General features: G+C 61.5%; 20 protein-coding genes and 1 pseudogene. 10 read left to right on the forward strand and 11 right to left on the reverse strand.

The features are described 5' to 3' along the window. Positions 1–71: 71 nt before the first annotated feature. Complete coding sequence (locus AC07PQ_RS19190; RefSeq protein WP_007931171.1) at positions 72–254, forward strand: hypothetical protein; 183 nt, start codon at positions 72–74, stop codon at positions 252–254. On the opposite strand, the gene gpgF is transcribed toward AC07PQ_RS19190, so the two are convergent. The 5 genes and pseudogenes from gpgF to AC07PQ_RS19215 all read right to left on the reverse strand — a co-directional run. Continuing rightward, positions 241–1,236, reverse strand: a complete 996-nt coding sequence (gpgF, locus tag AC07PQ_RS19195; RefSeq protein ID WP_493186101.1) for a glucosaminyl phosphatidylglycerol flippase — start codon at positions 1,234–1,236, stop codon at positions 241–243. The genes AC07PQ_RS19190 and gpgF overlap by 14 nt on opposite strands. Then, a complete protein-coding gene (gene gpgD / locus AC07PQ_RS19200; RefSeq protein ID WP_493186100.1) occupies positions 1,233–2,009 on the reverse strand; it encodes an N-acetylglucosaminyl phosphatidylglycerol deacetylase in 777 nt (258 codons plus the stop codon). The genes gpgF and gpgD overlap by 4 nt, the downstream gene beginning before the upstream one ends. Continuing rightward, entirely contained in the window at positions 2,002–3,123 is a 1,122-nt protein-coding gene (gene gpgS, locus AC07PQ_RS19205; RefSeq protein WP_493186099.1) for an N-acetylglucosaminyl phosphatidylglycerol synthase, read from the reverse strand. The genes gpgD and gpgS overlap by 8 nt, the downstream gene beginning before the upstream one ends. Positions 3,124–3,294: 171 nt before the next feature. Then, positions 3,295–4,059, reverse strand: a complete 765-nt coding sequence (locus AC07PQ_RS19210) for a methyl-accepting chemotaxis protein (protein ID WP_370686811.1) — start codon at positions 4,057–4,059, stop codon at positions 3,295–3,297. Between the two features lie 93 nt (positions 4,060–4,152). Further along, positions 4,153–5,184, reverse strand: a pseudogene (locus AC07PQ_RS19215) (HAMP domain-containing protein); the annotation flags it as partial. A 180-nt stretch (positions 5,185–5,364) separates the two neighbouring features. Between AC07PQ_RS19215 and AC07PQ_RS19220 the strand changes: the two are divergent. Next, positions 5,365–6,852 carry a helicase HerA-like domain-containing protein gene (locus AC07PQ_RS19220; protein ID WP_009045300.1) on the forward strand — a complete coding sequence of 496 codons (1,488 nt, stop codon included), beginning with the start codon at positions 5,365–5,367 and terminating at the stop codon, positions 6,850–6,852. Positions 6,853–6,867: 15 nt separating this feature from the next. Here the strand turns inward: AC07PQ_RS19220 and AC07PQ_RS19225 are convergent, their stop codons facing one another. After that, entirely contained in the window at positions 6,868–7,323 is a 456-nt protein-coding gene (locus AC07PQ_RS19225; RefSeq protein ID WP_007931160.1) for a DUF721 domain-containing protein, read from the reverse strand. A 306-nt stretch (positions 7,324–7,629) separates the two neighbouring features. Here AC07PQ_RS19225 and secA point away from each other — a divergent pair, with 306 nt between their 5' ends. The 4 genes from secA (at position 7,630) to AC07PQ_RS19245 (ending at position 13,384) form a co-directional block, all read left to right on the forward strand. Then, on the forward strand, positions 7,630–10,371 hold the full coding sequence (gene secA / locus AC07PQ_RS19230) for a preprotein translocase subunit SecA (RefSeq protein ID WP_007931158.1): 2,742 nt from the start codon (positions 7,630–7,632) through the stop codon (positions 10,369–10,371). A 123-nt stretch (positions 10,372–10,494) separates the two neighbouring features. Continuing rightward, positions 10,495–11,712, forward strand: a complete 1,218-nt coding sequence (gene argJ / locus AC07PQ_RS19235; protein WP_493186098.1) for a bifunctional glutamate N-acetyltransferase/amino-acid acetyltransferase ArgJ — start codon at positions 10,495–10,497, stop codon at positions 11,710–11,712. A gap of 104 nt (positions 11,713–11,816) precedes the next feature. After that, entirely contained in the window at positions 11,817–12,449 is a 633-nt protein-coding gene (locus AC07PQ_RS19240; RefSeq protein WP_007931154.1) for a glutathione S-transferase, read from the forward strand. Continuing rightward, the gene (locus tag AC07PQ_RS19245) at positions 12,446–13,384 is read left to right on the forward strand and encodes a Nudix family hydrolase (protein WP_092417536.1); all 939 of its coding nucleotides are present in this window, start codon (positions 12,446–12,448) and stop codon (positions 13,382–13,384) included. The genes AC07PQ_RS19240 and AC07PQ_RS19245 overlap by 4 nt, the downstream gene beginning before the upstream one ends. A 75-nt stretch (positions 13,385–13,459) precedes the next feature. Here AC07PQ_RS19245 and AC07PQ_RS19250 read toward each other — a convergent pair whose 3' ends face one another. The 3 genes from AC07PQ_RS19250 to AC07PQ_RS19260 are packed head-to-tail and all read right to left on the reverse strand — an operon-like array spanning position 13,460 to position 17,040. Beyond that, positions 13,460–14,038 carry a cob(I)yrinic acid a,c-diamide adenosyltransferase gene (locus AC07PQ_RS19250; protein ID WP_493186097.1) on the reverse strand — a complete coding sequence of 193 codons (579 nt, stop codon included), beginning with the start codon at positions 14,036–14,038 and terminating at the stop codon, positions 13,460–13,462. A gap of 2 nt (positions 14,039–14,040) precedes the next feature. Next, positions 14,041–16,077: a sensor histidine kinase gene (locus AC07PQ_RS19255; RefSeq protein ID WP_493186096.1), complete on the reverse strand. Its 2,037-nt coding sequence runs from the start codon at positions 16,075–16,077 to the stop codon at positions 14,041–14,043. 45 nt (positions 16,078–16,122) lie between these two features. After that, positions 16,123–17,040, reverse strand: a complete 918-nt coding sequence (locus AC07PQ_RS19260; protein WP_493186095.1) for a putative 2-dehydropantoate 2-reductase — start codon at positions 17,038–17,040, stop codon at positions 16,123–16,125. 146 nt (positions 17,041–17,186) lie between these two features. On the opposite strand from AC07PQ_RS19260, the gene AC07PQ_RS19265 reads away from it, so the two are divergent. Together AC07PQ_RS19265 and AC07PQ_RS19270 are read left to right on the forward strand one after the other, a co-directional pair. After that, complete coding sequence (locus AC07PQ_RS19265; protein ID WP_007931144.1) at positions 17,187–17,672, forward strand: YajQ family cyclic di-GMP-binding protein; 486 nt, start codon at positions 17,187–17,189, stop codon at positions 17,670–17,672. 137 nt (positions 17,673–17,809) lie between these two features. Continuing rightward, a complete protein-coding gene (locus tag AC07PQ_RS19270; RefSeq protein ID WP_007931142.1) occupies positions 17,810–18,649 on the forward strand; it encodes a mechanosensitive ion channel family protein in 840 nt (279 codons plus the stop codon). A 191-nt stretch (positions 18,650–18,840) separates the two neighbouring features. Here AC07PQ_RS19270 and AC07PQ_RS19275 read toward each other — a convergent pair whose 3' ends face one another. Continuing rightward, entirely contained in the window at positions 18,841–20,205 is a 1,365-nt protein-coding gene (locus tag AC07PQ_RS19275) for an OprD family porin (protein ID WP_007931140.1), read from the reverse strand. Between the two features lie 923 nt (positions 20,206–21,128). Here AC07PQ_RS19275 and AC07PQ_RS19280 point away from each other — a divergent pair. Together AC07PQ_RS19280 and AC07PQ_RS19285 are read left to right on the forward strand one after the other, a co-directional pair. Next, the gene (locus tag AC07PQ_RS19280; RefSeq protein WP_493186094.1) at positions 21,129–21,554 is read left to right on the forward strand and encodes an HIT family protein; all 426 of its coding nucleotides are present in this window, start codon (positions 21,129–21,131) and stop codon (positions 21,552–21,554) included. A 3-nt stretch (positions 21,555–21,557) separates the two neighbouring features. Further along, entirely contained in the window at positions 21,558–21,764 is a 207-nt protein-coding gene (locus tag AC07PQ_RS19285) for a SlyX family protein (protein WP_007931136.1), read from the forward strand. A 78-nt stretch (positions 21,765–21,842) separates the two neighbouring features. Here the strand turns inward: AC07PQ_RS19285 and AC07PQ_RS19290 are convergent, their stop codons facing one another. Next, positions 21,843–22,448, reverse strand: a complete 606-nt coding sequence (locus tag AC07PQ_RS19290; protein ID WP_007931134.1) for a cold-shock protein — start codon at positions 22,446–22,448, stop codon at positions 21,843–21,845. Positions 22,449–22,616: the final 168 nt, after the last annotated feature.

Here is a 22,616-nt window from a genome sequence, read left to right on the forward strand (position 1 = left end):
CGCTCTGATCGAATCCGCCGGGCCCGGGCATCCAATCCCCAGGTCCGGCGATTTTTCATGAGGATCGACCGATGAGTGATCCACTGGACAAAGCCACATCCAAGGCACCCGCCACCCTCGGCGAGGGCTGCCTGAGCCGTTACGACCCGGACGACATGAGCGCCGAGGACGGCACCGAGTTTCCCGGCGCCGCCGAGTTGTGGCAGCAGTTGCAGCAGGATGCCCCGGATACAGAGCCGCCTAAGCCTGCTTGAGCTTCATCAGGGTGCGCAGCAAGGGGCGCCCGACCATCATCAGGAATACCGGGCCGCCGGCCAGCAGATAGAAATAGTAGGTGACGGCCCGCCAGATCAGGATGGCTGCGGCTGCTGTCGATTTTCCCACCATGGGCGCCAGCAGCGCCGCCGATGTCAGCTCCGCCGCTCCCGCGCCGCCGGGCAGCAGGCTGAATTGCCCTGCGCTCAGGGCGAGCATCTGGATCAGAAAGGTCCAGGCCCATTGCAGGTCCACCCCCAGCCCGCGCAACGCCAGGTACAGCACGCTGTAGCGCAGCGCCCAATGCATGCAGGTCAGGGCAAAGACCCCCGTCAGGGTCTGCCAGGGCAGTTTCAGGCTATCGCCGAAGGCCTTGAGGAAATGCAGCCATTTGCGCGCCCGGCGCCGACGGGTCGCGGGGCGAATCTTGAAGGGCGCAAGCAGATGGCCGCTGATCAGGATCAGGCGACGGTGGTAGCGAGCTATCGCCAGGCAGATGCATAACCCGCCGAACAGCGAAAGGCTGCTGAGGGCCAGCAGCCATTCCAGGTGCTGGCTGAGGTTCTGGAACAGCGCGTAGAACAGGATCCCCAGCAGCGCGCAGAGGAAGAACAGCAGGTCGCTCAATTGATCCATGGCAAACACCGCGCTGCCGCGAGCCGGGCTCACGCCGTTACGCGCCAGCAGGGCCATCAAGGTCAGGGGGCCGCCACTGCCGCCGGGCGTGGCGCACATGGCGAACTCGGTGGACATCACCACCGCGAGACTCTTCCAGCGTCCCAGCCGGCCGCGGTGTCGACCCAGCAGCAGGCTCAGGCGCAGCGAATTGATGATCCAGCACAGCAGAATCATGCTCAGCATGCCCAGCAGCAACGGCAGGGAAAAACGCTGGACCCGCCCCCACAGTTCGCCGCCGCCCAGCAGCAGCGGCACCAGGAGCGCCGCCAACAAGGCCATGGCCAGCCAGATCGCCCGGCTCATGGGGTACCGCGTGCCCTTGGCGGCTGGGTATCGAGCCAGTCGGCCTTGGTCAGCGGCTGGCGTCCTTGCTCCAGCAGGCGTTCGAGGGTGTCCAGCCAGTACTGGCGTGAGTCGGGGTGACGCATGTCCACCGGGTGCAGGCCGAGGCGAATCACCGATGCCTGCTGCCAGTGTCGTTCGCGTTGCAGGCTGACCAGCCGGGAGGCTTTGCGGCGCCAGGCGCTGCGGGCGCTCCACACCAGGCCGGGGGCGGCAATCGGCGAGAAGTCCGGCAGCCGGTACAGATGCTGCGGGCCGCTGGTGTAGCGCAGGGGCAGTTGGCGCAGGGCCTGGCGCGTACCCGGGCTCATGAGCCAGGCGGGGGCGACGAACCCCTGCAAGGGCCAGTTGTAACGCTGGAACAGTTCCAGGCCGGCATGCAGGCGTGCCAGGGCGGCGTTTTCCGAGAGGCTGTAGAACTCACCCTCATGGGTGTACACGCGACGCATGAACCAGTCATACGGGGTGCGTGGTGGCGGACCCTCGTCGCAATGGAAGTAACCGTGCAGCACCAGTTCGTCGCCGCGTTCCAGGCGCGCGCTGAGCAGCCGGCGAAAGCCGGGATGGGCATCGAGCGGGTTGTGTCGGTGAAAATCCGGTATCACCAGCCAGGTCATCGGCACGTTGCCCATGGCGTCGACGGTTTCGACGAAGGGTTGGTAGTCGATCCAGGTTTGTGGCGCGACATCGTGCAATACCAGCAGCACGCTGGGCACCCCGGCGGACTCAACCATGGGCCAGCATCGGCTGCTGGGTGCCGAGCACGGCGCGATAGTGCTCCAGCAGGCTGGCGACCACCGTATCCCAGGCGTAATAACGTTCGACATGGCGGCGCGCCCGTTGACCCCGCTCGGCGCAGCCCTGGGCGAACAGCTCCTGCACGGCATGGGCCATCGCCAGCGGATTGTTCGGCGCACAGAGCAAGCCGCCTTCCGCGGTGACGATTTCCTGGAAGGCCCCGGCGGCCACCGCCACCACGGGAATACCGCTGGCCATCGCTTCGAGGATCACCAGGCCAAAGGTTTCCTGATCCCCGGCATGGACCAGGGCATCGGCGCTGGCCATCAGGCGGGCGACCTGAGGGGCCGGGCAGAACTCGTCGATCACCGTGACGTTCTCCGGCACGGCGGTCGGCATGGCCGAGCCCACCAGCAGCAGGTGGTAGCGCTTGCCCAGGCGGTGTATGCAGCTGAGCAACACCGGCAGGTTCTTTTCCTTGGAACCGCGACCGGCAAAGATCAGCAGGCGGCTGTCTTCGGCAATCCCCAGTTCGGTACGCAGGCCGGGGTCGCGATGACTCGGGTGGAAGGTCTGCAGGTCGACGCCCAGCGGCTGCACATAGACGTTGCGCACGCCCAGGCCGATCAGTTTGTCGGCCATGACCTGGCTGGGGGCCAGAACCCGGTCGAAGTTGCCGTACAGCTTGCGCACGTAGGCCTCGACATTCGGGGTGAACCAGGGGCCCATGCGGTTGCTGACCAGCAGCGGCAGGTCCGAGTGATAAAAGCCGATCACAGGTACGTCCAGCTGGCGCCGAGCATCCAGGGCCGCCCAGGCGGTGAGGTAAGGGTCGCCGACTTCGATCAGGTCCGGTTGCAGGTCATGGAGAATATTGCGCCAGGGCCCCAGGCGCAGGGGAAAACGGTAGCCCTTGCCAAAGGGCAGGGCGGGAGCGGGGACTTTATAGATGCCGTCGCGTTCGCTGAAGTGGGCCCCGGGGATCAGCAAACTATGGCGGATTCCTGGTTGGCGTCCCAGGCGACGATGCTTGGCGTCCAGATAAGTGCGCACGCCACCGCTGGCAGGGGCGTAGAACATGGTTATGTCAGCGATATGCACGATGATCATCCCTCCGATCCGGTGTTCTCCCTAGGGTTGACCCTTATCAAGGATAGATGTTCGGTCGGGATGCCGTGGCGGTTGGCGATGTGCCTGGATGAACGGTTTGCTGCGGATGCGGGAGGGATTGTCGGCAGTCCGGTGCCTGAGTTTTGCCCAGGCACCGGATGGCTGAAGGGATCAGATACGGAAGCTGCCGACTAGTTGTTTCAGGCGTGCGGCCTGCTGCTCCAGGTCGGAACAGGCGCGCAGGGTCGACTGCAGGTTTTCCACCCCTTCCTGGTTCAGGGTGTTGATCTCGGTGATGTCCATGTTGATCGACTCCACCACCGAGGTCTGTTCCTCGGTCGCGGTGGCGACCGACTGGTTCATGCCGTCGATCTCGCCGATGCGCTGGGTCACGCTGTTCAGGCGTTCGCCGGCCTGGTTGGCGATCTCCACGCTGTCCTGGCTGTGGCGCTGGCTGTTGCTCATGGTGCTGACCGACTCGCGGGCGCCGACCTGCAGCTCCTCGATCATGGTCTGCACCTGTTGTGCCGATTCCTGGGTGCGGTGGGCCAGGTTGCGCACCTCGTCGGCAACCACGGCGAAGCCACGTCCGGCCTCGCCCGCCCGCGCCGCCTCGATGGCCGCGTTGAGGGCCAGCAGGTTGGTCTGCTGGGAGATGCTGGTGATGACTTCGAGGATCTGCCCGATGTTCACGGTCTTGCTGTTGAGGGTTTCGATGTTGCTGCTGGAGGCGCTGATCATGTCCGACAGCTGGTTCATCGCCAGGATGCTGCGGTCCACCACTTGCTGGCCGTCCTCGGCCAGGTTGCGCGCGTCGCTGGCCTGTTGCGAGGCCTGGGCGGCGTTGCGGGCGATTTCCTGGGCGGCGGCGCCGAGCTGATTGATCGCCGCGGCCACGCTGTTGGTGCGGCTGGCCTGCTCGTCGGAATTGAGCATCGACGAATTGGAGGCACTGACCACGCGCAGGGCGACTTCATTGACGTGCTCGGTGGCCGACGAGACTTCGCGGATCGAACCGTGGATGCGTTCCACGAAGCGGTTGAACGCGGTGCCGAGGATGCCGAATTCATCCTGGTTCTGGATGGTCAGGCGGCGGGTCAGGTCGCCTTCGCCGTCGGCGATGTCCTGCATGGCGCGGGTCATGACATGCAGGGGCTGCATCAGCACCCGGATCAGCATGCCCAGCAGGGCGATGATGATGGCCACGGCGATGACGGTGGCAATGATGGCCGAAGCGCGGAACTCGCTGAGCATCGAGAACGCCTTGTCCTTGTCCACGGACAGGCCGATGTACCAGTTCACCGACGGCAGGCCCTTGATCGGGGTGAAGGTGACGATGCGGGTCTTGCCCTCGACTTCGATGTCGCTGAAATCGCCATTGATGCGTGGCGTGTTCTGCGGGTAGGCCTCGCTCAGGCTCTTCATCACCAGCGCCTTGTCCGGGTGCACCAGGATCTTGCCGTCGGCGCTGACCAGGAAGGCATAGCCCATGCCGTCGAAATCCAGGGCGTTGAGGGTTTCGATCAGGGTTTGCAGGCTCAGGTCGCCGCCCACCACGCCGATGCTCTGCCCGCCATTACGCGAGGCGGTGGCGACGGAAATGATCAACTGGCCGGTGGCTGCATCTATATAGGGTTCGGTGAGGGTCGAGCCGCTGCTGCTTTCGGCGCCCTTGTACCAGGGACGAACGCGCGGGTCGAAGCCGTCGGGCATCTTCGCGTCCGGGCGGATGGTGAAGCTGCCGCTGGCATCGCCCAGGTAGGAGGCCATGAAGGTCGAGGTCAGGGCCTTCTGTTCGAGCAGGCTGGCCACCTTGGTCGATTGCGGGTCGATCGCCAGGTTTTGCGCCAGGTTTTCGATCAACAGGATGCGCCCGGTGAGCCAGGTCTGGATGTTGCTGGCGGTCACATCGCCCATTTCATGCAGGTAATTGTCCAGGTCTTCGCGGATCGCGTTGCGCTGTAAGTAGTCGTTGTACAGCGTGAAGGAAGCGAAGGCGGCAATAACGATGAGGGCGGCGGCAAGCAGGATTTTATGGCTGAAGCGCAGGTTTTTGTTCATGGCTTGTGGTGTCCGCTAGGTCTTAATGTCACGAGCGTGCTCTTATAAAAGCGCGCAAAATGGGCGGGGTTGAAAGTAAGTTGATATTTCCACCTCTCCTTGGGGAATTATCTGAACTATTTTTCAGTCTTTTCTGATCTATCGGCCGGTCAAGGCTAAAGATTAACCATGGGTGACAAAATGCCGGATTCATCGCAACTCGTTATCGGTGCCGATCTCGCGGGGCAACCGATTGCCCAGGCCATGCGCCTGGCAAACCGTCACGGGCTGGTGGCAGGCGCTACCGGGACAGGGAAAACCGTCACCTTGCAGCGACTGGCAGAAGCGTTCAGCGATGCCGGTGTCGCGGTGTTCGCCGCGGACATCAAGGGTGACCTGTGTGGCTTGGGCGCCGCGGGCAATCCCCAGGGCAAGGTCGCCGAACGTATTGCCGGGATGCCGTGGCTGAACCACAAGCCCCAGGCTTATCCGGTCACGTTGTGGGACATTCACGGGCAGTCCGGGCACCCGCTGCGCACTACCCTGAGCGAAATGGGCCCGCTGTTGCTGGGCAGCCTGCTGGAACTGACCGACAGCCAGCAATCGGCGTTGTACGCGGCATTCAAGGTGGCTGACCGCGAAGGGCTGTTGCTGCTCGACCTGAAAGACCTCAAGGCGTTGCTCAACCACCTCAAGGACAACCCGCAGTTGCTGGGGGATGACGCGGCGCTGATGACCACCGGCTCCAGCCAGGCCCTGTTGCGGCGCCTGGCGACTCTGGAACAGCAGGGCGCCGAAGCCCTGTTCGGCGAGCCGGCCCTGCAACTGGAAGACATCCTGCAGCCGGCCAGTGACGGGCGCGGGCGGATCCATCTGCTCGACGCCAGTCGCCTGGTGCACGAGGCGCCCAAGGTCTATGCGACCTTCCTGTTGTGGCTGCTGGCCGAGCTGTTCGAGCAACTGCCGGAGCGCGGCGATGCGGAAAAGCCGCTGCTGGCGCTGTTTTTCGACGAGGCCCACCTGCTGTTCGCCGGCACGCCCAAGGCGTTGCAGGACCGGCTGGAACAGGTGGTGCGGCTGATTCGCTCCAAAGGCGTGGGTGTGTACTTCGTCACCCAGTCGCCAGGCGACTTGCCGGACGACGTGCTGGCGCAACTGGGGCTGCGCGTCCAGCACGGCTTGCGGGCCTTCACCGCCAAGGAACAGAAGTCCTTGCGCGCGGTGGCGGACGGCTTCCGGCCGAACCCGGCGTTCGATGCGCTGTCGGTGTTGACCGAGCTGGGGATCGGCGAGGCGCTGGTCGGTACCCTGCAGGAAAAAGGCACGCCGGAGATGGTCCAGCGAGTGCTGGTGGCACCGCCGCAATCGCGCATCGGGCCGCTGACCGAGGCCGAACGTACCGCGCTGATCAACAGTTCACCGTTGGTCGGCCGCTATGACAAACCGGTCGACCGCGAGTCGGCCTATGAAGTGCTGATGGGGCGCAAGGGCCTGGCACCAGAGGCCGAGGCTGCGCCGGGCAAACCGGCCGCGGAGGAGCCGAGCTTTACCGATCGGGCCGGCGAGTTCCTTGGCACTGCCGCCGGTCAGGCCCTGAAGTCCGCCATGCGTCAGGCCGCCAATCAGTTGGGCCGGCAACTGGTGCGCGGGTTGATGGGGTCTCTACTGGGTGGCAGCAAGCGCCGCTGATCGGCGGCTGGCCAGTTACGCCCGAGGTTTGGCGTGGCTGGCCAGGCGCTCCAGGGCAGCGCGCAGGTTGGGATCGGTGATGCCGTCGGCGGTGGCCTGAATGGTCTCGGCGGCGTTGCTCGATAGGTCCATGGTGTGGCCGGCTGCGCCGCGTTGCACGGTGGGAGGCTGCACTTTGAACAGAATCCGCGTCAGATTGTTGAACTCATTGAACTCCAAAAGCTGACGTTGCAGGCGTTTTTGCTGATAACGCAGGCGCGTTGCCCAGTGGCCGTCGGTGACGATCAGCAACAGGCTGCCTTCGCGCCAGGAGGCAACGTGGCAGTGTTCGCGCGCGGCCGGTTGCAGCTGGCTTTCCAGCAGACGCTGCAAATGCGCCAGGCGCTGGGCGTGGCCGAGTATGGCTTTGAGAGGCTTGGCTTCGCGAAGGAGTACGGCGGGTGCTCTGGCCGTAAGAGGGCGAAATGCCATGATCAGACACCTGAAGTTACAGAGCCGCCATGGTAGCAGAAAGCGCTGGCCGGACCTCGTTCATCGCTGCGGCTGCGCTTTATCCATTAAATCAATGGTTAACTTCGTACTCGTCCGGGTTGAAACTGGCGCAAAAGGCCTTATTGTAAGTGAGCCCCGTCACAGCGCTGTACCAGCATCGTGGAATAACGCCACTTTCCTCACCATCGTTTCCGGGTAGAATGCTCGTTCGCATGCGGCCATGAGGGCTGCACGGGCGACTCACGGGGCCGCCCTCCATCCCTATGTGTGGAAGATCCTGCCGATATGTTTGCGCCTTTGTTAAAGAAACTTTTTGGAAGCAAGAACGAGCGTGAAGTCAAACGCATGCTCAAGACGGTACAGATCGTCAATGCCTTCGAAGAGCAAATGGTGGCCCTTTCGGACGATCAGTTGCGCGCCAAGACCGAAGAGTTCAAGGCTCGCATAGCCAAAGGTGAAACCCTCGACAAACTGCTTCCCGAAGCCTTTGCGGTCGCCCGCGAAGCCGGCAAGCGGGTCATGGGTATGCGCCACTTCGACGTACAGTTGATCGGCGGCATGACCTTGCATGAAGGCAAGATCGCCGAAATGCGTACCGGTGAAGGCAAGACCCTGGTGGCAACACTGGGCGTTTACCTCAACGCGCTGTCCGGCAAGGGCGTGCACGTGGTCACGGTGAACGACTATCTGGCCCGCCGCGACGCCAACTGGATGCGCCCGCTCTATGAATTCCTCGGCCTGACGGTCGGCGTGGTCACGCCGTTCCAGCCGCCGGAAGAGAAGCGTGCCGCCTACGCCGCCGACATCACCTACGGCACCAACAACGAATTCGGTTTCGACTACCTGCGCGACAACATGGCTTTCAGCATGGAAGACAAGTTCCAGCGCGAGCTCAATTTTGCCGTGATCGACGAAGTCGACTCGATCCTGATCGACGAGGCCCGTACCCCGCTGATCATCTCCGGCCAGGCTGAAGACAGTTCCCGTCTGTACACCGAAATCAACAAGCTGATCCCGCGCCTTGAGCTGCACGTCGAGGAAGTGGAAGGCGAGGTCACCAAGGCCGGTCACTTCACCGTCGACGAGAAGACCCGTCAGGTCGAACTCAACGAAGCCGGTCACCAGTTCATCGAAGAGATGCTGACCCAGGTCGGCCTGCTGGCGGAAGGCGAGAGCCTGTACTCGGCGCACAACCTGGGCCTGCTGACCCACGTCTATGCCGGTCTGCGCGCACACAAGCTGTTCAACCGCAACGTCGAATACATCGTCCAGGATGGCCAGGTGGTCCTGGTGGACGAACACACCGGTCGTACCATGCCGGGTCGCCGTCTGTCCGAGGGCCTGCACCAGGCCATCGAAGCCAAGGAAAACCTCAACATCCAGGCCGAGAGCCAGACCCTGGCGTCGACCACCTTCCAGAACTACTTCCGTCTGTACACCAAGCTGTCCGGCATGACCGGTACCGCGGACACCGAAGCGTTCGAGTTCCATCAGATCTACGGCCTGCAGGTGATGGTCATCCCGCCGAACAAGCCGCTGGCTCGTAAAGACTACAACGACCTGGTGTTCCTGACCGCGGACGAGAAATACGCCGCGATCATCAACGACATCAAGGAATGCATGACCCAGGGCCGCCCGGTTCTGGTGGGCACCGCGACCATCGAAACTTCCGAGCACATGTCCAACCTGCTCCAGAAGGAAGGCATCGAGCACAAGGTCCTGAACGCCAAGTTCCACGAAAAAGAAGCGGAAATCATTGCCCAGGCCGGTCGTCCGGGCGCCCTGACCATCGCCACCAACATGGCCGGTCGTGGTACCGATATCCTGTTGGGCGGTAACTGGGAAGTCGAAGTCGCCTCCCTGGAAAACCCGACTCCTGAGCAGATTGCCCAGATCAAGGCCGACTGGCAGAAGCGCCACCAGCAAGTGCTGGAGTCCGGCGGCCTGCAGGTGATCGCGTCCGAGCGTCATGAATCGCGCCGTATCGACAACCAGCTGCGTGGTCGCGCCGGTCGTCAGGGCGACGCCGGTTCCAGCCGTTTCTACCTGTCCCTGGAAGACAGCCTCATGCGCATCTTCGCCTCCGACCGGGTGAAGAACTTCATGAAGGCCCTGGGCATGCAGTCCGGCGAAGCGATCGAGCACCGCATGGTGACCAACGCGATCGAAAAGGCCCAGCGCAAGGTAGAAGGCCGCAACTTCGACATTCGCAAGCAACTGCTCGAGTTCGACGACGTCAACAACGAACAGCGTAAAGTGATCTATCACATGCGTAACACGTTGCTGGCCGCGGACAACATCGGCGAGACCATCTCCGACTTCCGCCAGGACGTGCTCAACGCCACCGTCAGCGCGCACATTCCTCCACAATCTCTGCCTGAGCAGTGGGACGTGGCCGGTCTGGAAGCTGCGCTGCAAAGCGACTTCGGTGTGACCCTGCCGATCCAGCAATGGCTCGACGAAGACGATCACCTGTACGAAGAAACCCTGCGCGAGAAACTGCTCAACGAGCTGGTGGCGGCGTACAACGAGAAAGAAGACCAGGCCGGTGCCGAAGCACTACGCACCTTCGAGAAACAAATCGTTCTGCGCGTCCTGGACGACCTGTGGAAAGACCACCTGTCGACCATGGATCACCTGCGTCACGGTATTCACCTGCGTGGTTATGCGCAGAAGAACCCGAAACAGGAATACAAGCGCGAGTCCTTCACCCTGTTCTCCGAGCTGCTGGATTCCATCAAGCGCGACTCGATCCGCGTGCTGTCGCACGTTCAGGTTCGCCGCGAGGACCCGGTCGAGGAAGAGGCGCGCCTGCGCCAGGAAGCCGAGGCACTGGCCCAGCGCATGCAGTTCGAACATGCCGAAGCCCCGGGCCTGGAGCAGCCAGAAGCGCTGGAAGAGGGCGTCGATGTCGACGTGGCCCTGGCTTCGGCTCCGGTACGCAACGAGCAGAAACTGGGCCGCAACGAACTGTGCTACTGCGGTTCGGGCAAGAAGTACAAACACTGTCACGGCCAGATCAACTAAGATTTTCGCCAGACACTGAAATACCCGCGCCGCGACCGGCATCAGCCGTCGCGGCGTTTTTCCATTCGCCGCACTGCCTTTTGCGATGGCGGTGCACACATCAGGTTAAAGAGGAGCGCATTCATGGCTGTTGGTCTTGGTCCTTTGCCAACGTTGCACCCGGTTGCCGGTTTTGAACTTGGTATCGCTTCGGCGGGCATCAAGCGCCCGGGGCGCAAGGATGTTGTGGTCATGCGCTGTGCCGAGGGCTCTACGGTGGCCGGTGTGTTCACCTTGAACGCGTTCTGCGCCGCTCCGGTGATCCTGGCCAAGCAGCGCGTGCAAGGCCCTGTGCGTTACCTGCTGACCAACACCGGTAACGCCAACGCCGGCACCGGTGAGCCAGGCCTGGCCGCCGCGACCCGCACTTGCGCCAAGCTGGCCGAGCTGGCTGGTGTCGATGCCAGCGCCGTACTGCCGTACTCCACCGGGGTCATCGGCGAGCCGCTGCCGGTCGAGAAGATCGAAGGCGCGCTGCAGGCCGCACTGGATGACCTGTCCGTTGACAACTGGGCCGCCGCCGCCACGGGCATCATGACCACCGACACCCTGCCCAAGGGTGCCAGCCGTCAGTTCCAGCACGATGGCGTGACCATCACCGTCACTGGCATCAGCAAGGGCGCGGGCATGATTCGTCCGAACATGGCGACCATGCTCGGCTACATCGCCACCGACGCCAAAGTCTCCCGTGAAGTGCTGCAGAACCTGCTGCTGGATGGCGCCAACAAGTCGTTCAACCGCATCACTATCGACGGCGATACCTCCACCAACGACTGCTGCATGCTGATCGCCACCGGCCAGGCAGCCCTGCCGGAAATCACCGAGGCCAGCGGCTCGCTGTTCGCCGCGCTGAAGCAGGCGGTGTTCGACGTGTGCATGGAAGTGGCCCAGGCCATCGTGCGTGACGGTGAAGGCGCGACCAAGTTCGTCACGGTCGAAGTCAACGGCGGTGGCAATCACCAGGAGTGCCTGGATGTCGGCTACACCGTGGCCCACTCGCCGCTGATCAAGACCGCGCTGTTCGCTTCCGACCCGAATTGGGGGCGTATCCTGGCCGCTGTCGGTCGTGCCGGCGTGCCGGACCTGGATGTGAGCAAGATCGACGTTTTCCTCGGTGAGGTGTGTATCGCCAGCCGTGGCGCGCGTGCCGCCAGCTACACCGAAGCCCAGGGTGCGGCGGTGATGCAGCAGGAAGAAATCACCATTCGCATCGAGCTGGGACGCGGTGATTGCAGCGAAACCATCTGGACCACCGACCTGTCCCACGAGTACGTGAAAATCAACGCGGAATACCGTACCTGATACACCGCTACTCGCTTCTACATGGACGCGACGCATCACGTGTAGGAGCGAGTCCGCTCGCGATGGAGGCCCCGGGCCTCCATCTCCTCTGAAAGGTGCCCGACATGAATCTTCACCTGATCATCGGCGACAAACTCTATTCCTCCTGGTCGCTGCGCGCCGCCCTGGCGCTTGAGCTGGCCGGCGCGACTTACACCGAAGAACTGATCAAGCTGAACCAGCCCGATACCCGCGAGCTGATTCTCAAGCATTCGCCAACCGGCAAAGTCCCGTTGCTGAAGACCGAGCACGGCACCATTGCCGACTCCCTGGCGATTGCCGAATACCTGGTCGAGCGTTTTCCCGAAGCCGAGCTCTGGCCGCGGGATGTGGCCGCCCGTGCCCAGGCCCGCTCCGCCTGCGCGCAGATGCACAGCGGCTTTTTCGGCTTGCGCGGCAACCTGCCGTTCGACCTGAGCCGCGATGCCGCGCTTTCACCCATGCCGCCCGAGGCCCAGGCCGATATCGAACGGATGCTGGCGTTATGGGCCGAATGTCGCATGGCTGCGACCGAGCCAGGGCCTTTCCTGTTTGGTCGGGTCAGCCTGGCGGACGCCTTTTTTGCGCCAATCGCCGTGCGCCTGCGCACCTATCGGGTGGCGCTGCCGGCTGTCGATGCCGCCTATGTTGAAACGATCTATCAATGGCCAGCCTTCAAGGCCTGGCAGAAAGCCGGTTTAGAGGAAGCAGTGCGGTGAAACGAGTACATGTGGCGGCGGCCGTTATCCGTGATGCCGACGGCAGGATCCTGATTGCCCGACGTGCCGATACCCAGCATCAGGGCGGCCTCTGGGAGTTTCCCGGCGGCAAGGTCGAAGCGGACGAGGCGGTGGAAGCGGCGTTGACCCGTGAGCTGCAGGAGGAACTGGGCATTCTGGTGTCCCAGGCGCGGCCGTTGATCAAGGTGCAGCACGATTACCCGGACAAGCAGGTGTTGCTGGATGTCTGGGAAGTGTGCGCCTTTACCGGCGAACCCCACGGCGCCGAGGGCCAGCCTTTGGCCTGGGTCACGGCCCGTGAGCTGGAGAACTACGAGTTCCCGGCGGCCAACCAGCCGATCGTGGCGGCGGCGCGCTTGCCGAGCGACTACCTGATCACCCCGGAAGGCCTGGAAACACCGGCGCTGTTGCGGGGCATGCAGAAGGCCATTGCCGGTGGCAGCAAGTTGATCCAGCTACGCGCGCCCAACGGCTACGACCCGCAATACCGCGACCTGGCGGTAGATGCGGTCGGCCTGTGTGCGGGCAAGGCGCAATTGATGCTCAAGGGGCCGTTCGAATGGCTGGGGGATTTCCCCTCGGCGGGCTGGCATATCACTTCGGCGCAGCTGCGCAAATACGCCAGCGCCGGACGTCCCTTTGGCAAGGAGCGCTGGCTGGCTGCGTCTTGCCATGACGCTGAAGAGTTGTCCCTGGCGCAGCAGATGGATGTGGACTTCGTGACGCTGTCGCCGGTCCAGCCGACCCAGACCCACCCTGAGGCGCAGCCACTGGGTTGGGAGCAGGCCGCCCGACTGATCAGCGGTTTCAACAAGCCGGTGTACCTGCTGGGCGGCGTCGGTCCGGATCAGCGCGAGCAGGCCTGGCAGGCTGGTGCGCAAGGGGTGGCGGGGATTCGCGCGTTCTGGCCCTGAGGTCAGGCTCTAGCCAGTTCGTTCCTGCATGAGCCGCAGGGGCGAGCTGGCTCGCGATCAACAGGAAAACGCCCGCTATTCGGGTTTGGCCGCCGCCTGCCAGAGAATCTCGGCAATCCCCTGGCGCTTGGCAATCAGGCGCGCCGCCACGAACAGCAGGTCGGACAGGCGATTGATGTAGGCCAGGCCGACCCCTTCCAGCGGTTCCACGGCATTCAGATGCTGGCAGCGTCGCTCGGCACTGCGCGCCAGGCTGCGACAGACATGGGCCTGGGCAATCAAGGCCGAACCGCCCGGCAGAATGAAGTTCTCCAGCGGCCCCAACTCTTCGTTCCAGGCATCGATGGCCGCTTCCAGGCGTTCGACTTCCGCGGTATTCAGTGCCTGATACACCGGCATGGCCAACTCGCCGCCCAGGTCGAAGAGGCGGTGCTGGCAAGGCGCCAGAACGTCGATCAGCTCTTGCAAGCCGGGATGCTCTAGACGTTGTTCCTCCAGCCCGGCCAGGAGCAGCCCCAGCTGGCTGTTCAGCGTATCGACTTCGCCGATGGCCTCGACCCGCGGATGGTCCTTGGGAACCCGGCGCCCGTCACCCAGCCCGGTTTCGCCTTTGTCGCCGGTGCGGGTGTAAATCTTCGACAAGCGAAAGCCCATGCTTACCTCTCCAGTGGGGGATGTTCCAGTGGTGGCGGCTGACTGCCCGCCAATGGCAAACGCAAGGTGAAGCAAGTGCCCTGGCCCTGCGTCGACTGCACTTCCATCTGGCCTTTGTGATTGTTGGTGATGATGAAGTAAGAGACCGAAAGCCCAAGGCCGGTGCCCTGGCCGATTTCCTTGGTGGTGAAGAACGGCTCGAAGGTGCGTTTGCGCACGTTTTCGCTCATGCCGATGCCGTTGTCCTCGACCTGGATTTCCGCCCAGGGCGGGTTCAGCCGGGTGCGCAGGATAATGCGCCCGGGTTCGCTGTCATCCACGCGCTGGTGAATGGCCTGGGCGGCGTTTTTCAGCAGGTTGAGCAGTACCTGCTCCAGTTCGTTGGCGGTGCCGGGCACCGGCCCCAGTTGGGGGTCGAACTGGCGGATGATGGCCTGGCCCTTGAAGTCGAAGCCTATGGCCAGGTCGAAGTCGTTGCTGGCAATCTCCACGGCCTGGTCGATCAATGCCGGCAGGTCGCAGGGCGCCATCTGCCGGTTGCTGCGCCGGCTGAAACTGAGCATATGGGTCACGATCTTCGCCGCCCGGGCACCAGCCTGCTGAATGCCATCGAGCAGTTGCGGCACTTCGCGGCTCTGCAGGTAATGGTTGACGGTTTCCAGCTCGATGCCAATCTGCTCGGCATGTTCCTGATTCTTCGGCAGCTCGGGGGACAGGCGCCGGCGAATGTTCTGCACGTTGTGCAGGATGGCCCCCAGCGGGTTGTTGATTTCGTGAGCCATGCCGGCGGCCAGGCCACCCACGGAGAGCATTTTTTCCGACTGCACCATCATTTCTTCCAGGGACAGGCGCTGGGTGATGTCGTCGATCCGGATCACCACGCCGCGCCCGGCACCGCCCATCAGCGGGTAGAAGGTCAGGGCGTAATGCCGGGCTTCGTCGTCCTTGACCCAGGTGACCCGCTCGACCTTGGTGACCGTATGTTGCTCCACGGTTTCCTTGAGTTGCGGCAGGAACGGCTTGAGCGGTTCGAAGGCGAGGAAGATCGGCTGATTCAGCGCTTCGTCCAGGCGGGTGCCGGAGAGGGCGCTGGCCTCCTGGTTCCATTGGGTGACATAGAGCTGCTCGTCCAGGGCGATCAGCGCCGAGGGCATCGAGTCGATGATGCTGTTGAGGTAGTTCTGAAAGCCGGTGAGTTTCTTTTCGATCTTGCTGCGCACCTGGACTTCCAGTTCCAGCTTGCGGTTGGTGTGGCGGGTTTCCTCGGCCAGCCCCTGGGCCTGGTCATAGGCCGCCTGGGAGTCGTCGCGGGCCCGCTTGAGTTGCTGTTCTCGCGCTTCGATGCGCGACAGCATGGTGTTGAAGGCCTCGGCCAGGCTGCCGATTTCATCGTGGTTGCCACGGGCGGCGCGCAGGGAATAGTTTTCCTCGCGTGTCACCTGCCGGGACAGTTCTTCCAGCTGATGGATGGGTTGGGTGATCAGCCGTTTGATCTGTCGGGCAATGATCAGCCACAGCAGCACGCTGAAGATCAGGATGCCCAGGCTCGCGGTCAGGGTGCCGGTGTAGAAGGCCATCGGCAGCTCACTGCTGGCTACCAGCAACAGGTGACCGGGGGGCTGGCCGGCGCGGGGCAGGGTAATGATCTGGTTGCTGCGAAACTCGGTCAGTTGCCAGGCTTCGATATGCCGATAGCGCTCCGGCAGGCTCAGGCGTTCGCCATGTTGCAACTGGGCCAGGCGCGTGCCCTTGCCGTCATAGATCGCTGCGGCGCGCAGGGGAGAGTAGCTGTTGAGTTCGTTGAGCAGCTTCTCGGCGTTTTGTGGCGAGTCCAGCGCCTGTGCGGCCAGGGTCGGGTTGGATACCAGTCGGCCGATGGTCTGCAAGGCTTGCGGTGCCATGCTTTCCTGAGAGATCCAGTAGGCGGCGCTGATGAAGGTCAGGTTGGCGACCAGCAGTACGGTAATCAGCAGGACGAGCAAGGCGGCCAGCAGTTTTTGGCCGACCGGCAGGTTTTCAAGGCGCTGGCGCAATGGCATCGGGGACGTCGCTAGAGATGAACACGTGGGCAGCGTAGCCGCTGCTCAGTCGCTGGGCAATCCGCGTTGTTGCAGGTGTTCCACCAATAGCCGGCGCAGACGGCCGAGGTTGGGCAGGTGCAACTGGTGCCTGGCGGCAACGTCGCAGGCATGCCCCAATAAATAGCTGATTTCGGTTCTGCGCCGACTGGCAACGTCCTGGTACATGGAGGAGTAGTTGGCGGCGGTCGCCTGTATCACCCGCTCCACTTCCTGCTGCAGGTTCTCGGCCGCGGCGGGCTGGCCGCAACGTTCCAGCAGTTCGCTCAGCTCGACGCACAGCATCGCCACTTCGCAATGGTGCTGCAGCAGGCCGCCGTTGCGGCAGTCGTGCAGGACCGTCAGGGGGTTGATTGCGCAGTTGAGCGCCAGCTTGCGCCAGAGGCGGGTCAGGATATCCGCGCTCCATTCATGGGGGATGCCGCTGGCGCTCAGGTCGTCGAGCCAGAAGGGCGCGGTGGGGTGGCTGGCGTCCCCCAGCCAGGTGTAGCCGTGGCCGGCGAACACCACGCGCCAGTCGCCATCGCGAAAGGCGCCTTCGGTGCTCGAGGCATAAATGCAGCGGGCCTGCGGCACTTGGGCGGCCACGGCGTCCTGGCTGCCCAGGCCGTTCTGCAGCAGGATCAGTTCGGCATCCGGCGTCAGGCGCGAGACTAGCTGGCTGACGGCCTGTTGCGCGTCATAGGCCTTGCAGGCCACCAGCAGCCGAGTGATGGGCTCAGGGCTGTCGACCGTCTCGCCGGGAATGGCGTAAAAGCTGGCCTGCCCTTGTTCCACCAGCGTCAGCCCACCCGCGGCCTGGTAGGCCTGCAGGCGGGCCTGATCGCGCAGGATCAGGCGTACCGGCAAGCCGGCCCGGGCCAGGCGTGTCGCCCACAGGGTGCCGAGGCTGCCCGCGCCCAGAATGTGCCAGGTCGTCGACATCAGCGTGGTGCTCGGTTTGGCAGGCGCATGCGAGGCTCGCAGTGAAGGAGGGGAAAGACCCGTTATAATGAGCCCGGATTTTAACCGCAAACCGGGCGTGCTCCATCTTTATCGAGCTGCGCCCCTTTTTTTATTGGAGAAATTACATGCCGTCGTTCGACGTGGTATCCGAACTGGACAAACACGAAGTCACCAACGCAGTGGAAAACGCCGTCAAGGAGCTGGACCGCCGCTATGACTTGAAGGGCAAGGGCAGCTTCGAGTTCAAGGAAAAGGAACTCACCGTCAACCTGACCGCTGAAGCCGAATTCCAGCTGGAAGCGATGATCGAGATCCTCAAGCTGGCCCTGGTCAAGCGCAAGATCGATGTGCAGTGCCTTGAGGTCAAGGACGCTTACGCTTCGGGCAAGGTGATGAAGCAGGAAGCCACCCTCAAGGAAGGCATCGACAAAGAGCTGGCGAAAAAGATCGTTGCCCACATCAAGGACGCCAAGCTGAAGGTCCAGGCTGCGATCCAGGGCGAGCAGGTACGGGTGACCGGCAAGAAGCGCGACGATCTGCAGGAAGCCATCGCCGCCCTGCGGGCGAAAGAGTTCGGCATGCCGCTGCAGTTCAACAACTTCCGCGACTGATGGGATTTTTCGGGAACCTCGCGAGCTTATTGGCGTCCGAGGCCCGAGTGGTGGGCAGAAACGATTGAGCCTTTATAAAGCTACTCGTTCTGCCCTTGTTTTTTGTGTGCCCGGCAGCCGGGAATCAGGAGAGATAGATGGATTTGAATGCTGAAGTGGACAACCTGGTCAAGGCTTCCCAAGCCTGGATTCCAATGATCATGGAATATGGCAGTCGGGTACTGCTGGCCGTCATCACGCTGGCCATCGGCTGGTGGCTGATCAACAGGTTGACGCACAAGGTCGGCAAGCTGCTGGCACTGCGTAATGCGGACCAGGCCCTGCAGGGTTTTATCAGCAGCCTGGCGAACATCATTCTCAAGGTGCTGCTGATTGTCAGCGTGGCCTCGATGATCGGTGTCGAAACCACTTCGTTCGTTGCCGCGATCGGTGCGGCGGGCCTGGCCATCGGCCTGGCCTTGCAAGGCAGCCTGGCCAACTTCGCCGGTGGCGTGCTGATCCTGCTGTTCCGTCCTTTCCGCATCGGTGACGTGATCGAAGCCCAGGGTATTAGCGGCACGGTCGACAGCATCCAGATCTTCCACACGGTGCTGCGTACCGGTGACAACAAGACCGTCATCGTGCCAAACGGCAACCTGTCCAACGGCATCATCACCAACCACAACCGCCAGCTGACCCGCAAAGTGATCTTCGATGTTGGTGTGAACTACGAGGCTGACCTGCAAAAGGCCCGTGAGGTTCTGCTGGACCTGGCCAAGGACGAGCGTGTGCTGGCCGATCCGGAGCCGGTGGCGGTGGTTTCCATGCTGGGTGACAGCGCCATTACTCTTTCCTTGCGAGTCTGGGTGAAGACTGCCGACTACTGGGATGTGATGTTCCGCTTCAACGAGTTGTCCCGTGATCGCTTGAAGGCAGCGGGTATTGATATTCCGTTTCCACAGCGCGTGATTCGTGTGGTTCAGGAAGCGGCTGTTTGAGTCAGTAACGGGGATAGGGATTAAAAGTCTGATCGAGTGGTCAGGCTTTTAACGCGGTATTCGCTGGAGAGTATTTGAAACCTGGTTGTAACAATAAGCTGTCGATAACCGGAGCTTCAGCGAGCTGCCAGCCCTAATAAAAAGGCCCATCGAATGATGGGCCTTTTTTATTACTCGCGAAGTAACCGCTATTACAAGATCGACAGTGGGTAGTCGACGATCAGGCGGAACTCTTTGATATCGCCTTCACCTTGGTCGCTGTTAGCGAAGTGCCAAGCTTGACGAACGCGGAAGGAGAGATCTTTTGCCGGGCCAGACTGAACAACGTACTTGGCTTCGAAGTTGGTCTCGTTGTGTTTGCCATCGGCACCGTAAATCGGATCACCGTTGTTTTTACGGTACACGCTGTTGTCAGCCAGACCGGTGCCGTCGATGTCCCAGCCTTTAACATAACGGGTCATGAAGCTCAGACCAGGAACGCCGTACTCGGCCATTTTCAGATCGTAACGGATCTGTGCGGACTTCTCGTTCGGGCCGTTGAAGTCAGAGTACTGGATGGAGTTGGCGAGGAAGATCGAGTCGCCGCCACGGTTGGCACCGCGCCGGGAGGTGTCGTGACCACCTACACCGATGTAGTCGAATGGAGTATCACCATTGACCTTCTGGAAAGCGACGGTAATGGTGTGTGCTTTCAGGAACGAGAAAGCAGCTGCCAGGGAGAACGTGGTGTTGCTGATGTCACCAGCCTTGGCGCTACCAGCATCGGTGGTGCGGTAGATGTTACCGTCCAGGTTCAGCGACTGATCGCCACCCATCGGGATGGTGTAGTTCAGGTTGGCGTAGTACTGGTTCCAGATGTCTTCCAGCTTGGCACCGTACAGCGATGCACTCAGGTTGTCGGTGATGCCGTACTTGCCACCGAAGTAGTCGATGCTGTTGGATGCGATGCCGGCATAGTTAGCATACAAGTTGCCGTTACGGGCGTTGGAGTCCTGGCTGGTGGCCGAATAGAAGTGACCACCTTCCAGATCAAGGTTTTTGATCTCGCTGCTCTGCAGTTGGAAACCGCTGGCAGTTTGAGGAAGGATACGGGAACCGCCGACCGCGAAGACCGGGGAGGTGCTTGGCTGCATATCGCCAGCTTTCAACTCGGTTTTGGAGATGCGGAATTTGACCGCAGCGCCTGCTTTGCCCTGGCTGTTGTTGACGTCGCCATCGGAGTCGCGGCTCATGTTGCCGGTCCCGCCAGTGCCATCGCCGCCGTCCAGTTTGATCGCCAGATAACCGAACGCGTCGACGCCGACGCCTACGGTGCCCTGGGTGTAACCGGAGCTGAAGTTACCCCAGATACCCTGGGTCCAGTCTTTCTGATCGTTGCTGTGGTCTTTGTTGTCACGGTTGAAGTAATAGTTACGCAGCAGTACGTCGAATTTTGCGTCTTCAACAAAGCCCTTGGCTTCAGACTGGTCACTTACAAAAGGTGCGGCCGTAGCCACTTGAGTACTGGCGGCTGCTGCAACTGCCAGTGCGATCATGCTCCACTTCATCACGCGCATCGTGATTTGCTCCTTTGGTTTTTAGAAGAGTACTGCCGTCCCACCTGTTTTATTATCTGGGCGGCTCTTTCTTTTTGTGTCGGCGCAAACTTATATCACGCCGACAATGTTGGCGATACTTGCGTATCAGTCCTTTCAGCTTCTTTACGACCCTGTCGCAAAATGCTCGATCAATGTCGCAAATCCGCAGTCCGCATGTACCCGGACTGACAACTTCAGCGCTGTTTTCGAAGGCTTGAACCTGGAACAAAAAGAACTTTGGTCAAGCAGTCAAATCTCCATGGGCAGCCTTGCCACTATTGTTATTTAGTCACAGGAGAGGCCTTTTTCCGATGGCTACTCCTGGGACAATGTGGGTGTGAATGCAACAAGCGTGCACAAAACGCGAAGGCACCGAGTTTTTTTCGGTGATAGCCCTTCTGGCTGTAAAAACCGCATAAAACAGTGGTTTTAAGGTCGTTTTGTTTGGGCTTGACGTTCCCTGTCCTCCTGGTGTTGATCCCTGAAAAAAACGCATGACATTCCAAAACGTTACCGGTTCACCCTGCTGAGTGAGTAGATGGCGGATGGTTAACGCACTGAGCGTAGACGCACTGTGAGGTTTTGGTGCAAAAGTTTCTTGATGCAGCTCAATCGTCATCCGGCGTCGGGCCCTGGAAGAATGCGCAGGCAAGGGGGGCTTTCGTGGTTTTCTCCTTGTTTTTTATGAGCTTCGTTCTGTCGTGGTGCAGCCCGCTGGAAAATGTTCCAGGCCGGGGCGCTCTGACGTGTGGCATCGAGGATGAATGTTGAGGCGGGATCTGCGCAGCAGAGCGATGAACGCAAGAGCTTTCGCAGGTATGCTGCCGTTCTGTCGCTTGGCGGGCAGCCGGTCATGGCGTTCGCTAAGCTGAAACTTGATGAGCTGAGCGGGAGTGCGCGCGGTGTTCGCTTTAGATCCACGACTTCAACAAGACACACTGCCCATTGGGGATTTCCCCCTTTGCCGGCTGCTGTTGTCCAACGATTCCAATTACCCGTGGTTCATCCTGGTACCGCGCCGGGAAGATATCAGTGAGTTGTTTCAATTGGATGACGCGGACCAGCAGCAACTATGGCGAGAAACCACGGCGCTGGCGGAGTTGCTTAAAGACTCGTTCGATGCGGACAAGTTGAATGTGGCGACTCTGGGTAATGTCGTCAGCCAGTTGCACATGCACGTTATCGTTCGCAAGCGCGACGATGCGGCCTGGTCTGCTCCGGTATGGGGCAAGCTGCCTGCCAAGCCCTACGACGCCGAACAGGTGGCTGCGATTCGTGAGCGGTTACGACTGGTCCTGACCGATGATTTCAAGTTTCTGGAGGGCTGAGTCATGAACCTGGAAGAGCGGGTAACCGATCTGGAAAGCCGATTGGCTTTTCAGGATGACACCATTCAAGCCCTGAACGACGTGCTGGTAGGGCAGCAGCGGGTGGTCGAACGTCTGCAATTGCAGATGGCCGCCTTGCTCAAGCGTCAGGAGGAAATGGTGGGGCAGTTCGAGTCATTCGAAGAAGAGGCTCCGCCACCACATTACTGAGCATCGGGCGGCCTGCCGTTCAGGCAATAAAAAACCGCGAGCAGCATGGCTGCGTCGCGGTTTTTTTATGGGCGTGAATCAGCGCCGCGGCAATGCCGCAATCACGTCTTCGGCTTGCAGGCCCTTGTCGCGATTCATGACGGAGAACTCCACGCGCTGGCCTTCCACCAGGACGCGGTGACCTTCGCCACGGATGGCGCGGAAGTGCACGAAGATATCATCGCCGGAGTCGCGAGAGATGAAGCCGAAACCCTTCGAAGTGTTGAACCACTTGACGGTGCCGGTATCGCGATTGCTCATGTCATAGGTTTGCGAGGTATTGGCCGAGGGAGACGATTTGTAGAAGCTGACGGCCAGGTGCAGAAGAACGGCGATCGCCGCGGTCAGCAGGCTGAACAGCACAGCCGGTTGACCTGCGATAACCGGCATTGGTGCCAGCAGGGTCAAGGTCTGCAAGACCACCGCCAGCACCAGGAGCGCGCTGACCAGGTTTTGCAGTTGGTGACGCGGGCCTTTGTTCCAGTAGGGGATAACCGGAGCCAGTGTCAGGTTGAGCAGGCCGAAAAAGGCCAGGTAAAGAGCATCGGGTTGTTGCAGGAAGGGAACGGCTTCAGATCGCAGGCTAGGGATAAAGGACAGCAGCAAGGCTGCTGCGCCCGTTAGCAGGTGGACGATTTTCAACATTTTAATGAACTCACGTTAAGACGGATCACAAGGAAGAGCTGAGCGTGCACGGTTCGCTTCTGAACAATGGGAGGCGGTGAGCACGTGCGCGGGATCAGCCTATGCGCTGAGGCCGAGAAATAGGCAACAACGACACGGCCTCTATTTAACAGCAAAGCCCAGGCCTTC

The organism is Pseudomonas sp. GW821-FHT09E12, from assembly GCF_059416085.1.

What these genes read in the sequence shown, in the direction of transcription:
- AC07PQ_RS19190 (WP_007931171.1), top strand. Translation starts at nt 72, where the DNA reads ATGAGTGATCCACTGGACAAAGCCACATCCAAGGCACCCGCCACCCTC.
- gpgF (WP_493186101.1), bottom strand. Translation starts at nt 1,236, where the DNA reads ATGAGCCGGGCGATCTGGCTGGCCATGGCCTTGTTGGCGGCGCTCCTG.
- gpgD (WP_493186100.1), bottom strand. Translation starts at nt 2,009, where the DNA reads ATGGTTGAGTCCGCCGGGGTGCCCAGCGTGCTGCTGGTATTGCACGAT.
- gpgS (WP_493186099.1), bottom strand. Translation starts at nt 3,123, where the DNA reads ATGATCATCGTGCATATCGCTGACATAACCATGTTCTACGCCCCTGCC.
- AC07PQ_RS19210 (WP_370686811.1), bottom strand. Translation starts at nt 4,059, where the DNA reads ATGCTCAATTCCGACGAGCAGGCCAGCCGCACCAACAGCGTGGCCGCG.
- AC07PQ_RS19220 (WP_009045300.1), top strand. Translation starts at nt 5,365, where the DNA reads ATGCCGGATTCATCGCAACTCGTTATCGGTGCCGATCTCGCGGGGCAA.
- AC07PQ_RS19225 (WP_007931160.1), bottom strand. Translation starts at nt 7,323, where the DNA reads ATGGCATTTCGCCCTCTTACGGCCAGAGCACCCGCCGTACTCCTTCGC.
- secA (WP_007931158.1), top strand. Translation starts at nt 7,630, where the DNA reads ATGTTTGCGCCTTTGTTAAAGAAACTTTTTGGAAGCAAGAACGAGCGT.
- argJ (WP_493186098.1), top strand. Translation starts at nt 10,495, where the DNA reads ATGGCTGTTGGTCTTGGTCCTTTGCCAACGTTGCACCCGGTTGCCGGT.
- AC07PQ_RS19240 (WP_007931154.1), top strand. Translation starts at nt 11,817, where the DNA reads ATGAATCTTCACCTGATCATCGGCGACAAACTCTATTCCTCCTGGTCG.
- AC07PQ_RS19250 (WP_493186097.1), bottom strand. Translation starts at nt 14,038, where the DNA reads ATGGGCTTTCGCTTGTCGAAGATTTACACCCGCACCGGCGACAAAGGC.
- AC07PQ_RS19255 (WP_493186096.1), bottom strand. Translation starts at nt 16,077, where the DNA reads ATGCCATTGCGCCAGCGCCTTGAAAACCTGCCGGTCGGCCAAAAACTG.
- AC07PQ_RS19260 (WP_493186095.1), bottom strand. Translation starts at nt 17,040, where the DNA reads ATGTCGACGACCTGGCACATTCTGGGCGCGGGCAGCCTCGGCACCCTG.
- AC07PQ_RS19265 (WP_007931144.1), top strand. Translation starts at nt 17,187, where the DNA reads ATGCCGTCGTTCGACGTGGTATCCGAACTGGACAAACACGAAGTCACC.
- AC07PQ_RS19270 (WP_007931142.1), top strand. Translation starts at nt 17,810, where the DNA reads ATGGATTTGAATGCTGAAGTGGACAACCTGGTCAAGGCTTCCCAAGCC.
- AC07PQ_RS19275 (WP_007931140.1), bottom strand. Translation starts at nt 20,205, where the DNA reads ATGCGCGTGATGAAGTGGAGCATGATCGCACTGGCAGTTGCAGCAGCC.
- AC07PQ_RS19285 (WP_007931136.1), top strand. Translation starts at nt 21,558, where the DNA reads ATGAACCTGGAAGAGCGGGTAACCGATCTGGAAAGCCGATTGGCTTTT.
- AC07PQ_RS19290 (WP_007931134.1), bottom strand. Translation starts at nt 22,448, where the DNA reads ATGTTGAAAATCGTCCACCTGCTAACGGGCGCAGCAGCCTTGCTGCTG.